The 15,268-nt window shown below is 43.5% G+C and carries 14 protein-coding genes and 2 pseudogenes; 6 read left to right on the top strand and 10 right to left on the bottom strand.

The window, feature by feature from the left end; translation table 11 throughout:
* The first annotated feature begins 370 nt into the window (after nt 1-370).
* Nucleotides 371-514, top strand: a complete 144-nt coding sequence (locus BB781_RS15875) for a hypothetical protein (protein WP_164997918.1) — start codon at nt 371-373, stop codon at nt 512-514.
* Nucleotide 515: 1 nt separating this feature from the next.
* Here BB781_RS15875 and BB781_RS14220 read toward each other — a convergent pair whose 3' ends face one another.
* The 10 genes from BB781_RS14220 to BB781_RS14260 all read right to left on the bottom strand — a co-directional run bounded on the left by BB781_RS14220 (nt 516) and on the right by BB781_RS14260 (nt 12,331).
* The gene (locus tag BB781_RS14220) at nt 516-776 is read right to left on the bottom strand and encodes a type II toxin-antitoxin system RelE family toxin (RefSeq protein WP_094229137.1); all 261 of its coding nucleotides are present in this window, start codon (nt 774-776) and stop codon (nt 516-518) included.
* Complete coding sequence (locus BB781_RS14225; RefSeq protein WP_094229138.1) at nt 773-970, bottom strand: DUF2683 family protein; 198 nt, start codon at nt 968-970, stop codon at nt 773-775. Before BB781_RS14225 ends, BB781_RS14220 begins: the two co-directional genes overlap by 4 nt.
* A gap of 485 nt (nt 971-1,455) precedes the next feature.
* Entirely contained in the window at nt 1,456-2,538 is a 1,083-nt protein-coding gene (locus BB781_RS14230; RefSeq protein WP_094229139.1) for a hypothetical protein, read from the bottom strand.
* 86 nt (nt 2,539-2,624) lie between these two features.
* A complete protein-coding gene (locus BB781_RS14235) occupies nt 2,625-5,777 on the bottom strand; it encodes a type I restriction endonuclease subunit R (RefSeq protein WP_094229140.1) in 3,153 nt (1,050 codons plus the stop codon).
* Between the two features lie 188 nt (nt 5,778-5,965).
* The gene (locus BB781_RS14240) at nt 5,966-7,270 is read right to left on the bottom strand and encodes a Fic family protein (RefSeq protein WP_242492682.1); all 1,305 of its coding nucleotides are present in this window, start codon (nt 7,268-7,270) and stop codon (nt 5,966-5,968) included.
* Nucleotides 7,271-7,361: 91 nt separating this feature from the next.
* On the bottom strand, nt 7,362-7,526 hold the full coding sequence (locus BB781_RS15880; RefSeq protein WP_164997917.1) for a hypothetical protein: 165 nt from the start codon (nt 7,524-7,526) through the stop codon (nt 7,362-7,364).
* Nucleotides 7,527-7,636: 110 nt separating this feature from the next.
* Complete coding sequence (locus BB781_RS14245) at nt 7,637-9,136, bottom strand: ATP-binding protein (protein ID WP_094229141.1); 1,500 nt, start codon at nt 9,134-9,136, stop codon at nt 7,637-7,639.
* Complete coding sequence (locus tag BB781_RS14250) at nt 9,126-10,439, bottom strand: restriction endonuclease subunit S (protein ID WP_207205302.1); 1,314 nt, start codon at nt 10,437-10,439, stop codon at nt 9,126-9,128. Before BB781_RS14250 ends, BB781_RS14245 begins: the two co-directional genes overlap by 11 nt.
* Nucleotides 10,429-10,707: a hypothetical protein gene (locus BB781_RS14255; RefSeq protein ID WP_094229142.1), complete on the bottom strand. Its 279-nt coding sequence runs from the start codon at nt 10,705-10,707 to the stop codon at nt 10,429-10,431. The genes BB781_RS14250 and BB781_RS14255 overlap by 11 nt, the downstream gene beginning before the upstream one ends.
* Complete coding sequence (locus tag BB781_RS14260; protein ID WP_094229143.1) at nt 10,697-12,331, bottom strand: class I SAM-dependent DNA methyltransferase; 1,635 nt, start codon at nt 12,329-12,331, stop codon at nt 10,697-10,699. The genes BB781_RS14255 and BB781_RS14260 overlap by 11 nt, the downstream gene beginning before the upstream one ends.
* Nucleotides 12,332-12,599: 268 nt before the next feature.
* On the opposite strand from BB781_RS14260, the pseudogene BB781_RS15460 reads away from it, so the two are divergent.
* The 5 genes and pseudogenes from BB781_RS15460 to BB781_RS14270 all read left to right on the top strand — a co-directional run.
* Nucleotides 12,600-12,863: pseudogene (locus tag BB781_RS15460) on the top strand (DUF6444 domain-containing protein); the annotation flags it as partial.
* 198 nt (nt 12,864-13,061) lie between these two features.
* Nucleotides 13,062-13,394, top strand: a pseudogene (locus tag BB781_RS16595) (IS4 family transposase); the annotation flags it as partial.
* A 176-nt stretch (nt 13,395-13,570) separates the two neighbouring features.
* Complete coding sequence (locus BB781_RS16600; RefSeq protein WP_449288764.1) at nt 13,571-13,693, top strand: hypothetical protein; 123 nt, start codon at nt 13,571-13,573, stop codon at nt 13,691-13,693.
* Nucleotides 13,694-13,849: 156 nt separating this feature from the next.
* Nucleotides 13,850-13,987 (top strand): hypothetical protein, encoded by a 138-nt coding sequence (locus BB781_RS16520; protein WP_394335345.1) that lies wholly within the window; start codon nt 13,850-13,852, stop codon nt 13,985-13,987.
* A 268-nt stretch (nt 13,988-14,255) separates the two neighbouring features.
* On the top strand, nt 14,256-15,268 hold a 1,013-nt coding region (locus BB781_RS14270), incomplete at its 3' end, for an AAA family ATPase (RefSeq protein ID WP_094229146.1).

Consider the following 15,268-nt stretch of genomic DNA (forward strand, 5'->3'; position numbering starts at 1 on the left):
TTATGGCGGATATCAAATTGATATTCCAGTCTTAGGGAAACTATTAGAATTGTATCCATTCCTTGAAGAATCCCTCATTTCTGTATATGAATCAGAGGAAGGGATTGAAAAATATAGCAGAATGTCACCGAAGAATGCTAAAACTGCCATTGATACGATTTTATCTTTAATACATTAAAAGAAACATTAGCAGTAATACACTTACAGAAAAACAATACAGCCAGCTAACTTACAGTACTACTTTTTCAAGAATAAGCAGCCGCCCTCATAGTCAACCTGGAATGAGAATCTGTTAAGGTGGGGTGAAAGATCAGGCCTGGATCTCGAAGGATTAAGCAGCAAAAGAACCAGGAAAAGTATAGAGTCCTGGATGGTTGCTGCAGGGATTCCGCTGAACATAGTCTGTCTTCGCCAGGGACATGACAAACTGACTTCAATGAATCATTATCAGGGATTGCCCTTCAAGGATGGCGAGAGAGTGGAGATCTCCAGGAGACTGGCGGGATGGACATGAATCAATACGCTTTGTCGTGATGATTGAAGCTTACAAGAGTGATTACGCCGTTGGTGTCATCTATCTCGTAGATCAGAACGAAATGGCCAACGTGAACCCTGCGGTATCCTTTGAGAACATTGCTTAAAGGTTTCCCGCACTCAGGATTTTCACGGATACTTGTAGCAGCTTTCTTAAAACGATTGAAGAGAACAGGATCCTTCTTGAAGAGGACCTTGGTCTCTTTCTCAAAATCAGGTGATGTGACTATTCGATACGTCATTTTTCATAGCTGGCAAACAAGTCTTCAAGAGAATCGTACTTGGTGCCTTTTCCATCTTTAACGTCTTGTATGCTTTGCTCTACTTCTTTGATGAACTCGGGATTAAAGCATTCCTCAGGAGGATAAGAGGCTTTCTTGGTTCCAGCTATCTTTTTACTGCTAAACCTGCGAATAGAAGTGTGAACGCTCCTCATAGTAGGGTATTCTTGGATTGTAGGTATATAAGAATGTTGATGCTGGGAAGACTCATGCCCCTTCCTGAAGAAGCTCAGAGATTGTCGGGTTAGAATCCAAGATATGAATAAACAAAGAGCATACCCATCAAAGAAAGATAGAGGAGAACAAGAAGAATTAACCCTTTTAAAGCCATTTTGTTATGTTAATCCATTGTAGTTGCTGAGGTACATATATACAACTATATGAATCTGCTGGAAAACATTAGCCACAATACATTCGAATCTCATTGCAATCTAAAAAGAAGAAATCTAGCAGGGTTTTAACCCTACATTCTTCTCCGAAATAGAATAAAAATCTGATTATCTCCAATCCGGCTCAACATCTATCGTATTATAATCCTGATGCTCCTCCGGATCATAAGCTTTCAGTTTTCCACCACATTGAGGACATTTCTTAACCCAGTCCTGATCAATGATGCACCTGCAGCTAACACAAACTCTATTCAGCTTATCACCTTTGAGATTCTACCGTCATGATATGCCCAGACAATATCATCACCTTTTACTCCGTCAAGCTGCTCAACCTGCTGAGCTGTCTGCTTCTCAGACATATCCATGGAAGGATTATAGGCATGAACATATTGAACTCTTTTTGTCTTTTTGTCCTGGACCTTGAAGTACTGATCCACCAGCTCCTCCCTGCCAGTGAACCCATGCCCTCTCCAGCGGTTTGCCATCTGGCTTAGATGAGTGTTCCAGAAATTATCCTCCATTGCCTTGAAAACAGGTTCACCAATTACGTGCTGTTTGTTCCCGGTTAGTGTCTTTTTATCTTCAAGCCTGTTGTCCGGATACTTCGGATCCCGGACCCTGGAATAGTATGATGGATTCTTCACATGTGGAAGTTCATCCTTTCTCATCCTGGCAGTTGTCTCACTGTGGGTTGCAGCTTCTTCCAGATCCTTATCTGCACCGATGTACTTATACCGCTCAAGCAGTCCTTTTCTACGTCCATCCATTGCCCTTAATGCATGGATCATCTCATGGGTCAGGACATCGTTGGCCTCATCCTTGTCACGCAGGTAACTTCCGGATATCCGGATCTGACTGGTATTTGTCTTTTCATCATAGATGTGAAAACCTGCAGCTCCTCTTCTGGTTTCAATTCCGTATGTTACTCTGTTCTGCAGAATGTCAAGTTCGTGTGAAGAAAAGTTCCCGGCTGATCTGCTAAGTTCCTTTGGCAAATTAGGATTAGGAGAGATCACATCCCATTCACCACTTTTCTTTTTATTCTTTGCAAGAGCAGATCTTGGCGTGGTTGGCGGAACTCTTTGTTTCTGGGATCTTCTGGTCTTCTTTGGTGAGTAGAACTGTTTGCCAGGATTGTCATCGATCCCGATAATATCATACCTGTTTGGTTGGGAATACCATTTGTTCAATCCTTCCTGGTTGTCAGGTGTAAACGTATTCATAGCAGTCAGAGCATGATCAAGATCTTTTGACCTGGGAGATCTCCTGGAATGCTTCAGTATTGCACTTTCAAGCGATACATTCGGTCTGGACTTTCTGCTTTTTCTAGCCATGAAAGTGTATCTGAATTTTCCGACTGATATTTTTTGTGATTGTTCAAAAGGGGAATGGCAAGTCCATGTTGAATTATTAGCGATGGTTAACTATCATACCCATTGCTCCAATCATCTGACAAACGTTCTGCCTGTGCCAATACTAACTGAATGGCCTCTTCCTGCTTATCAGGGGGATACTTATGACGGCGCAAAGTAATTCTGACAAGATTACGCAATTTTGCACGTACACTATCGCGTTTCTGCCAGTCTACAGTTGTGCTTTTACGTAGCTTCTCTGCTAATTCCTGTGCAATCTGCTTAAGAATTTCATCACCCAGTTCACGAACTGCACTTTCGTTGTCTGCCAATGCATCATAGAATGCTATCTCTGATTCATTGAGCCCAAGTTCTTCGCCGCGTTTTGCAGCTTCCCGGAACTCTTTGGCCATTGAGATAAGTTCCTCTATGACCTCGGCACTTTTGATTGCACGACCATGATATTTGTTAAGCGAGGCTGTTAAACGTTCACTGAATTTGCGTTCCTGTATTACATTATTGCGTGTATGTGACCTGATCTGGTCCCGAAGAAGCTTTTGTAATAACTCCACTGCAAGATTCTTATGGGGCAAATGCCTCATCTCATCGAGGAATGCATCAGACAGAATACTGAGATCTGGTTTTTCCAGACCTGCAAGTTTGAAGATATCCTCCACTCCTTCTGCCATTAGGGCATTGTCAAGGATCTGTTTTATGATCTGGTTCTTCTTTTCCTCGGCCAGTTTTTTATCGCTGCTGGATGCTTTGGAAATAACTACTTTTACAGCCTGGAAGAATGCTATCTCTTCACGAAGCTCCATTGCTTCATCTGAAGTTCCACATAGCGAATATGCCTTGGAAATGGCAAGCACCACGTCAAAATAGCGTTTTTTTCCATCTTCGAGGCCGAGGATGTGATTAGCTGCCGGCAGGAGCAATTGAGAAGCATTCGTCCTATAGGTTTCATAATTGAATCCATGGAACATGCCGCGGGCTTTTTCCATTTCTCCTTTGAGTATCGCCAGAGGCTCAGCAGTACTAATGGTAGGGGAGCCTTTGCCACGGTTCTCTACATACGTTTTCAGAGCTAGACGAAGTTCTGAAGCAATACCAATGTAGTCTACTACAAGGCCACCCTGTTTTTCATGAAAGACCCGGTTGACACGTGCTATTGCTTGCATGAGATTATGGGCACGCATCGGCTTGTCCACATACATTGTGTGAAGACACGGTACATCAAATCCGGTGAGCCACATGTCACGAACAATGACAAGTTTCAAAGGGTCTTCCGGGTCCTTGAAGCGATTCTCCAGCATCTTCTTTGTCTGGGAGTTGTATATATGAGGTTGAAGAGGTGCATCATCAGAAGCAGAACCTGTCATGATGATCTTTATTTCTCCCTTGAATGGATCATCACTGTGCCACTCAGGCTTTAACTGAGTGATTGCGTCATACATGCGCACACAGATCTCACGGCTCATGCAGACGATCATACCTTTGCCTGCAATGGAAGCATTGCGATTCTCAAAGTGCGTTACCAGGTCACTGGCAACTTCTTTTATTCGCTTGTCGGCTCCTACCAGTTGCTCCAGAGCTGCCCAGCGGGATTTTGATCTCTCACGCAGGGCAATGTCTTCCTCCTCTTCCAGGACTTCTTCGACTTCCGTATTGAGCTTCTCTATGTCAGCCTGGTTTATGTCAAGTTTCGCCAGACGGCTTTCATAAAAGATTGGCACGGTTGCACCATCTGTCACAGCGTCCTGGATGTCATATATACTGACGTATTCACCAAAGATCCTGCGGGTGTCCTTGTCATCGCTTTCAATAGGTGTGCCGGTAAAACCAACGAATGTTGCAGAGGGCAGAGCTGAACGCATGTGATGAGCATAGCCATATTTGAAAGCCCCTGTGGTTGTATCCAGTGTAGCACGGAACCCGTACTGGCTGCGATGGGCTTCATCGGCTATCACTACAACATTATCACGGTCGGTGAGTTTCGGGAAATGTGTTTCACCTTTTCCGGGCATGAATTTCTGGATTGTGGTGAAGATTATGCCACCTGAAGGACGATTGGCGAGCAGTTCACGTAACTCTTCACGGCTCTCAGCCTGTACAGGTGTTTCCTTGAGCAGCATTTTTGCATTGACGAAGGTCCGGTACAACTGCCCGTCAAGGTCGTTACGGTCGGTGACTACAACAAGTGTGGGATTCTGCATCTCCGGCTGCTGCATCAGTTTGCCTGCAAAGCAGGCCATGGAGATACTCTTACCTGAGCCCTGTGTATGCCAGATTATTCCGCCACGCTTTGAGCCAGGTTCCACTTTATCAGCATAGTTTGCACGCGGCTCCTTTCCCTGATGACTTACCGGTAATCCGGCAGCTATCACAGTTGCACGCACTGCTTCCCTCACTGCATGGAACTGATGATACCCTGCGATCTTCTTGATCTGCGTATCCCCTGCAGGTTCGAAAAGAATAAAGTGCCTGAGATAGTCCAGCAGCAGTTCCGGAGCAAAGAACCCGCGAACCACTTTCTCCAGCTCATATTCCAGGAGAGGCTGATCTTTTTCACTGCGAATGGTACGCCATGGCATGAACCATTCCTTTGATGCTGTCAATGAACCCACACGGGCATTGAACCCGTCGGAGATAATCATGGCCTCGTTGAACACAAAAAGATCGGCTATCTCGGATTTGTAGGTCTCCAACTGCCTATACGCAGCCCATATATCCGCCTTCTCAACAGCAGGATTCTTCAATTCAATTACAGCAATAGGCAACCCGTTTATGAACACAACGATATCCGGCCTGCGAGGTTGCTTCACTCCCTGGACCGTGAACTGGTTCACGACAAGATACCTGTTCATTTCCTTATGCTCAAAGTCAATGAGCCTTACCCTATCCCCACGCACCTCTCCGTCAATTTCATACTCCACCGGCACCCCTTCCAGCAGTATCTCATGAAAAGCACGGTTGTTCTTCACAAGAGAAGGGTGCTGTGGTTTGCTGAGAGTATGCAGTACATCTTCCAATATTGAAGCAGGCACACCCGGATTCAAACGATGCAACGCATCCAGTACACGACTTGGAAGCAATACCTGTAAGTAGTCCTGACGCTCCGGCATAGGACCGTCATGAGCGATATCAGGACCGTACTGGTAGTCCCAGCCGGTGTCCTGGAACCAGGCTAAGGCTATTTCTTCAAGGTCGTTTTCGCTCATTTTGTGGCACCTTCATGCAGTTATCCTGATCGTTGTTTTATTAAGAATTGGGTTTATACTCTAAAGAAATTAATATTTAGAGTATTTAAGACTGCTGTTCTTAAGGCATGCGATAAAGGAGGTTACATGTCCGGAGGCATTCAAAAGCATTTACTACCAATCCGGTGGAAATTGGTACTTATCGGTACTCACGACACCCGTTCAACTCCTTTATATTTATACATAAAGCTCCTACCTCTTTCTATTTTTTCGACATATCCCAGTTTCGCAAGATGCTGCATGTCATTTCTTGCTGTGTCATAGGCAATATTGTACTTTCCTTTGATCTCAGCAATGGAGAAGTATCTGTCAGGTTCTTTGAGCAGATTCTTGAGTATGTCAGCCTGCCTGAGGTTCAGATTCTCAGAGGTTTCAATGATCTGCATCGTTTCATGTTGTTCCTGCTTTTTGAGACTGATGTACTTTTCAAGTTCATTCAGCGCTTTTTCTATTGCAGAGAGATTGTAGTTTATGAAGTATGTAAGGTCGTTATCATCGGTTTCGGTATACAGATAGGACATAGCATATTTTGCTTTGGAGTGCAGGAGTATCCTTGATATTGGCATGTACTCAAAGAGCCAGTAACCCCGGCTGAGCATGTACCAATAGAAGATCGACCTTGCACACCGTCCGTTACCATCAGTGAAGGGATGAATATAACCTATCAGGAAGTGGAGGATCACGCCCTTGATAAGAGGGTGGATGAACTCTTCTTCATCGCTGCTGGCAAACCTGCAGAACTCTTCCATGAGCAGGGGGATCTTCTCAAAGTCAGGAGGGATATGATATACCCTGTTCCCGTCCTGAGGGTCAGCAACTACGATTTCGTTGTTGTCCCTGAACTTTCCTTCATATTCGGGATCTTCAAGCGTGTCGTGTGTTATCTCCATGTGGATATCAAGCAGTGTATCCAGATCAATGGACCTGTTCTTCATTTCTGCTATCCTGCACATGGTCTGATAGCCGTTGAGGATCATCTTTTCCGAGTAGTCCCTGGGTTTTCGCTCCTGCCGTAGCATTTTCTTTGCTGCCTCCCTGGTGGTGGCCGCTCCTTCAAGCTGGCTGGAGGCAATGGCTTCTTCCATGAGCGAGTTGATGATGTACCGCTTCCTGTCCGCAGCACTCACTCCCCCTGGTCCGCTTTCCAGGTATCCGGCGCCTTTTGTGTCCAGCAGGTGCAGTTTCCTCAGGGTATCGCCTGACAGGACATACCGGAAGGTCCATTCTCCGAATTCAACGCGTTTGGCCTGCAATGTCCTTGCACTTTTTATCAAAGCCCACAGTTTCTCAGCCTCCACGGGCAGTTTGCGGTGCCGGAGCTCTTCCCAGTGTACATACTCGCGGTTGTACTTTGCAACAAGCTCCTGCATCTTAGGATCAACGAACATTGAGAGCATTTCAGGATACTTCCCGATAACCTCCCACATGTCCGGTGCTTTCTGTGGAATCTTCATAACTACCGATCCGTTACTTTTTGGTATATATTGGTAGTTATTGGAATAAAAGGGTTACTACCAATTTGGTGGAGATTGGTAGATATTGGTATTACTCATCAGGCATACTCTCAATAATTGGCTCTGCGTCTTTAATCCGCAGCTCTCCTGATATCAGCTTGAGCAGCAGCGTGTCGCACAGTTCGGCGAAGGTGCGGGATTCTTCTTCGATTTCCCGATGCTCGAAGTCAATGAGCCATACCCTATCCCCTCGCATATTTAAAACATTTTGAATCGCGACATTTTGTCGTGTTTTTTGTCGTGATTCTTAATTAGAGGTACTATTGACTAGTCTATCACGACATTTTGTCGTGTTTTTTGTCGCGATCATTGGCGCACTATTTCATAGAAAGTAGAAGGTCCTGAACCTACCTTTCTTAATAAACCAGAATCTGCAAATTTCTTTAAGTGGCGCTGTGCTTTACGGTCATCAAAGCCCATATGTTCAACATATTGCTTCTTGGTGATGGTAACTTTTGAAGTTAAAAATTCCCAGCCTACCTTTTCATCTTCATTGAGAGATAACAGTACTTTTGGTTCTAGGGCTTTTATCGCACCTCCGGAACTGCGGTACAATGTCAATGTAAGATAAGGATTGTCAAATGAATATAGAGGAAATGGTAAATTATATCTCTCTGGAAGTGACTGTAATGTTTTCATTCCTAACCCACGCTCTTCGGCAAGATCCATTTGAGAGAATACATAATGTAATTCCGGGTTGCGGCTTAGCATTGGAGCTTTGAAGTTTTTCAACTGCTCAAGAGTTATAGGTGATAGTGGCTCACCCGGACTCTTTATGTTGATTGTGTCTGGAGTCACTACCAACTGGCATTTTGCACCTTTAATTTCGTAGTCACGATGCACCAAAGCGTTGACCACTGCCTCTCTAATGAGTTCAAAAGGCATTGCAGATCTTGTATTTCTTTGCATATGGCTGCGATCGATAATACTTGGCAATTTTTCATTGAGCCATTGTTCTACCTGCTTTGGAATCTGAACCATTGGGCCATCAAAGTCAAAGGTCTCGTCTGTTCCATCTGGATAGTTAATTGTCCCCAGTAATCCTGCCTGTGGCATTAATGTGCGTGGCTCCTTTCCAAACAGCAGCAAACCAAAACCAGTGGGTTTGAATTCCTTTTTCTCTTGTTTAAGAAGTCCTTGCTGTACAAGCCTACGTTTAAAAGATAATGAATCCACCTGCTCCTTAATATTCGCAATTGATCTGTATTCCTTTAAAGCCTCTTCTGAAAAGTCATCTAAAGAAACTGTTTTTAAAATATTTTCAAGGCTTGACAGTTTGATATCTTTTGACTTGCTTTCTTCCCTTACACTGTCTGCTCTTTCCATAGCCTGTTCAATGAACTCTTTGTTTTCCTTACGGATTATCTCCTGAAGGTCACGGTCGAACATGTGGACAGTCACACCTTTATCCTGAAGATGTTTGATTCCTTTACGATCGACTTTCGGATCAGGATCTTCAATGCCCACCCAGACTTCTTTTATCCTTGCCAGAACAATGCGTTCAGCACAACTTAATTTAGGATGATTACGTGCCCCTGGAGCACACGGTTCAAGAGTTGCAAACAGAATGGAATTATCCAATTTCTGATCCCTATTCTTACGTTCCAGTAAAGTATACTCTGCATGATCTCCCTCACGCAATTCTCCTCTGGACGCTGTTTCAATACTTCCATCTGATTTAAGGAGTACCGCACCAACTCGTGGACTGGTTTTTCCGTCATTACGGGATTCATGGACGGAACCACGCATTACCTCAATGGCTTTCTCCATAAATTTCCGGGGATCAAATTCCTTCTTAACCATCATATACACAATCCATAATTTTTTGTGTGTCTTTCACCCGCAGCTCTCCTGAGATCAGTTTGGGCAGCAGCGTGTCGCGAAGTTCGGCGAGAGTTTGCGACTCTCTTTCGCATTTGACGATTTTTTCATAGAGAAGACGAACACATTTATCGAAATTGTTCATCACATCGACTGTAGGCGTGACTATTGGTATTGGACGGAAATTTGATTTACTTATTTCGAGAAAAGTGGAGCCGTTTGCCCTACTAAGAATATCATCATGGGCAGAACTAGCCCACAAAAGAAGAAATAGATTTGAAACATCTTTTTTAGGTTTCAGTGCTATAAATCCTTGATTAATAGCAACCGGAACTTCAGCTACTGCAAGATAACCAATCGGTGCACGTGACGAAAGAAGAACTGTACCCTTTGGCAATAATCCAGAACTAATTTTTGATAGACCACCATCAGTTATTAATCTCTCAGTATTAAGTAGAACTGGAATACTAAGCGAGGAAAGATCTTTCGGTGTAGCCCAATGATAAATTCCGCCATCCCAATAGGTGGGTTCTTTTGTACTTGGAGTACTACCTCCTACTACTTCTGCAAGATCCCCAATGGTGTAAACATTCCACCCTTTCGGCACCTCCCCCAACTCATTCTCCTCAAAACTATCCGGGAACAGGTCAGCAATCTCCTCCGGCAGCCCCGTATCCTGACCATCGACCTTTGCACGGACCGGATCAAAGTCCACGAACCACGACTTGAAAATAGCCCGCGCCATGGCTTCCAGTGTTTTGTTCATCCGGTGGTTCAACTCTATTTTCTCGTCGAGTGTGCTAAGGATATGATTTATAGAACACATTTCTTCATAATCCGTAGGAACCACTATAGGAAATTTACGAAGGGCACCAAGAGGAATGTACTGTTGGGTGGTACCCCTCGAATGTTCACGGATTATTTGTTGTGCAGATGGAGTTCGTAAGTAATAGTATAGCCATTTCCCCTCAGCCTCACCCTTGCTTTTAAAAAGTCCAATGTTTTTGATGGCGAAACTTGGTTCTTCTTTAATGAGACATGGTTCACCAACAGTTCCAATCATGGATACAAGAACATCCCACCGATCTACTTTGCTCCGCTTGTTTATAGATTCAAAATCTTCGTGTGAAATTAAATTGGCACCTGTGATATCGAGCTGCCCACCAGTGATATGTCGCGAAGTCACAAGATATTGACCATTTTCTACAGTTTTCGGAGAATCGTGCGTCCCATCTCTGACGGAAACACAGAACTCCTCTGCTGGAATGATTTTCCTTTCACTCATCATCCTCCACCTCCTCCACCTCCCCCAATTCCTTCTCCAGTTCCTCAATGGTCGGCAGGTTACCTTTCTGATCATCAGGCAGGGACTGAGCAAGTTTATACTCGGCTACACCTAGCGGTTTGTGCATGTCGCGCAGGTAGGCATATTTTTCACATGTATCAGCATCCTTTTTCATAATTAATTGTCCAACGGGCTGTTGGACTAATAGCTCTTCACATTCTAAACCAAGCAGTAGGCCCTCATAACCCGCAGGTATCATATCAGCTACCATATCCCAATCCCTTCAGATTCTCGCGAATAGCTTTTTCCAGCTTTGCACTCTCTTCAAACTGCAATTCGAGTTCCATTGTCAGCCTTTCCATCTTTTCCCCGAAAGGCTCACCATCGTCTTCCTGTGCAGCTGCACCAACGTAACGACCCGGAGTGAGTACATGACCATGTTTACGGATCTCATCCAGTGTAACCGACTTGCAGAAGCCTGGCTCATCCTCATAACCATCTCCCTTTTTCCATGCATGGAAAGTGTCAGCTATTCGGAGAATATCCTTTTCATGATCAAAATCGCGCAAAACACGGTCTTTCATGTAACCAAGATCACGTGCATCAATGAACAGTACCTCTCCCTTACGTTCCCGGCTTCCATTATAAGCCTCCTTGTTGCGGGTCAGGAACCAGATACATGCAGGGATCTGGGTGTTAGTGAAAAGCTGTCCCGGCAGTGCCACCATGCACTCCACCAGATCCTTCTCTATGAGCTCTTTGCGGATCTCACCTTCATTATTGGTGTTGGAACTCATGGAACCATTGGCAAGCAGCAATGCCATGCTGCCATTTGGTGCAAGGTGATAGATCATATGCTGCATCCATGCAAAATTAGCATTGTTGGCCGGCGGAATACCATATTTCCAGCGCGGGTCTTCCTTCAGTTGCTCACCGCCCCATTCCTTCATATTGAAAGGCGGATTGGTCATGATGTAATTTGCACGCAGGTCAGGATGCTGGTCACGTGAAAAAGTGTCTGCAGGCTCCTTCCCGAAATCAAAATCCATGCCACGGATGACCATGTTCATGCATGCAAGCCGCCAGGTTGTAGGGTTTGACTCCTGTCCGTATATGGATAACTGTCCGATACGTCCACCTTTGTCCTCCACAAAACGTTCCGACTGGACAAAGAAACCGCCTGAACCACATGCTGGGTCGTAAACTCTGCCCTGGAATGGTTCAAGCATCTCAACAATAAGAGTAACTATAGATTTAGGTGTGTAATACTGCCCACCTTTCTTTCCTTCTGCACTGGCAAACTGACCAAGGAAATACTCGTAGACATGCCCAAGGATGTCCTTAGCCTTCAGGTTATCATGGATAAAAGGTATAGTAGCAATAAGATCGATCAATTCTCCAAGTTTCGCAGAGTCGATCTGAAGACGTGCATAATCTTTAGTCAGGACGCCTTTAAGTTTAGGATTATCCTTCTCGATTGCCTCCATTGCATCATCAAGAAGTCGGCCCACACTTACCATCTTATAAGTGTCGATCTTTCCGTTTTTGACAGTAATTTCTGTACCTGAAGGAAGCTTGGCACAGCTTTGCAATGTATCCCAACGGGCCAGAGCCGGCACCCAGAACACATTCTTCTCAGTATAATAGTCCCGGATCTCCAGTTCTTCAGCTTCTAATTCCTCATCTCCACCTAAATAATATTCATGTTCGGGATCTTTGAATTGTTCCAGAAGCTCTTTTCGTCGCTCCTCGAATGCATCAGAAACATACTTAATAAAAACAAGGCCGAGGACTACATGCTTATAGACTGCAGCATCCAGATTGGAACGTAATTTGTCTGCGGATGTCCAGAGTTTGTTATCGAGATCTTTGAGGAAATTTTCGTTTTCATCCATGGTATAAGTTCCTGAACTGTGATGAAGCATTTACGGGTACACACAATATTAAAGCGGACACGTAGTTCTTAATTATTGATTAAGTTTATTTTGGATTTTATGACTGTACAAAGTAATAACTCTTCCGATTCTTTTTTGCAGATAAGTAAATAGTAATCAGCATTGTTGCATTGTAACTATTCAGCCATCCTTTCAGCAATAAAGTAAAAATCAATATATTATGACCTCATTCTAAGGTTGAGAAAAAAGATTCTATAGATCTGAGGGGATTCACATAGAACGAGAAGAAATACTTGCAGTTTATGATGCTGGTCCTGAGGCAGTCGTCGAACTTGTTACTCAGCTATTTTTGATAATAGAAAAACTGGAAGAACGTGTCAAGCATCTGGAAGAGATGCTTGAAAAGAATAGTCGCAATAGTAGCAAACCACCTTCTACTGATTCTTACTCACGGAATAAACCAAAGGTTAAAAGTCAGAGAAAAAAGAGCGATATATCCGTAGGTGGTCAACACGGTCATCCTGGTACTACTCATGTGTCATCGGTTAAGAAATAAAACGAGTTTCATGATGTTGTTTTTCTAATATCAGTGATTCCTACTGGGTTTCTATCCCAAGCTTAGATATTTATATACCCGACTGCCTTTATTTTATTGTCTGAGGGGACAATAATGGCAAACGATCCATAAATAATTGAGAAAAACCTTTGTGGTATTTTCTCTCCTGATTGACTACGCCAAACTGCTCACGAAACGGGTCTTGTAAAACAGGAACGAAAAATCGATCATGTGGTAATGTTCTGGGTTCTAACCCTTGGTTTTGGTGTTCAGCTTCAGCGCACTTTAGCTAGTCTGAAACGCAATTATGAAAAAGCAGCTACTACGAAAATAAGTGACGGTAGCTGGTATGAACGTTTCACTCATGAACTGGTAGCATTTCTGAGAGCTTGCGTTATGCATGGGATAGAACAACTTGCCCAAGAGCAAAAAAAACACCTGTCGGAGAAGCTTTCCAAATTCGAAGATGTACTGATCCAGGATAGCAGCATTGTTCGACTGCATAGCTCATTATCAGAAAAATAGCCTGCAGCACGGACACGCACAATAGCTGCAGGTGTAAAAGTAGGATTACTGGTAAGTGCAGTAGCCAATGGACCGAAAATGTAGCTCTTTATGCTGAAAGCACTAATGAATTGAAGACATTGCATATGTGACCATGGATCAAGAATAGAATCCTCCTCATTGATCTTGGATTCTATAAGCATCAACTATTTGCAAGGATTCAGGATAATGGTGGTTATTTTGTGTCCAGATTGAAGAAAAACGCTGATCCACTGCTTGTCAACGTTAACAGTATCCATTGAGGCCGAAGTATAGATGTCAAGGGAAAATGTATAAGTGAAGTTTTACCACATCTGAAAAGACAGGTTCTTGATGTAGATGTGGAAATTTCTTTTAAACGTCGAAGCCATAACGGCAAGCAGAAAAACGATACTGAAAAGTTCCGATTGATTGCGATAATGAATAAAGAGACAGAGGAATATCACACATACATCACAAACATTTCATCGGATGTACTGGATTCAGAATACATTGCAAAACTCTATGGAGCCAGATATTCTCAGAAAATGCTAATGATCAACTTCGATCAATATTAAAATATTGTGGAATAGAAATGTCACTTGAGGTGTTTATCGAAGTATATTCAAGGCAAGCACTAGATCTACATGTCAATAGACAACGATTTAGAGATGAATGATGGGCTTAACCGATGACACATGAAATTTCCTCCCCAAGTATGTAAGACAAAGTCTTACGTAAGATGTTGTCTTACTTTAGTTGGATTTCCGGGGATATATTGGTTTTGACTAGAAAACAATCACATCCCATAACCTATAAATAATACGAAACTAAATCATAATTATTATGTTCCGTAATTTCATTAACCGTGCTCAAGAAATGGAATCTCTTAACAGAGAGTATAAGTCTGGAGACTTTTCATTTACCGTCATCTATGGACGCAGGCGGGTTGGGAAAACAGAGCTTATCCAGCAGTTCGTGAAGGATAAACCTCACATTTTTTTTCTGGCGGATATGAGGGGAACACTATCCAATGCACTTAGATTCAGGAAAAGAGCTTCAAGCCTGTTCAATGACATGGAACCTGCTGCTGAGACATTTGACGGTGTGTTCGAATACATAAGAAGACAATGGAAAGAAGACCGGAAACTTGTTGTTGTTATCGATGAGTTCTCTTATCTGGCACAGGCTGATCAGTCCATACCATCTGTATTCCAGCTCATTGTTGATGAGATACTCAAAGGAGGATCTTTCCATCTGATTCTCTGCGGTTCTTCCATTTCCATGATGGAAAAAACAACCCTTTCCTATTCAAGCCCTCTTTACGGCAGGCGAACAGGACAGATACAGGTCATGCCTTTAAGCTTCCGTCACATGTCTGGTTTTTTCCCGGGATATAAGCCGGACGAATTGATGCAAATATATGGAGCAACAGGAGGCATACCTTTCTATCTCAGGTTCTTTGATCCTGACAAGGGTTTTTATGAGAACCTTGAACAGTCAATTTTCTCCAAAGAAGCTGTACTCTATGCAGAAGGTGAATTCCTGCTGCGTGAAGAGTTAAGAGAACCTGCCACCTACATGAACATACTTTATTCCATCTCCAAAGGTGCATCAAGAGCAGGAGAGATTGCTGCCGGTGCATTCATGGAAACAAAGGATCTGTCCTATTATGTAGATACGCTGATGAAACTCGGATTCTTAAGAAAAGAGCATCCTGCTGCAGAAAAAACATCTACCCGTAAGACGAGCTATGTTATAGATGACCCTTTCCTGCGTTTCTGGTTCAGGTATGTGCTGGTACACAAGGATTCCATAGAAGCAGGCGACAGTTCACATGCTATTGAAGACCTGGAAAA

The organism is Methanolobus psychrotolerans (assembly GCF_002243045.1).
Lineage (GTDB): Archaea > Halobacteriota > Methanosarcinia > Methanosarcinales > Methanosarcinaceae > Methanolobus > Methanolobus psychrotolerans.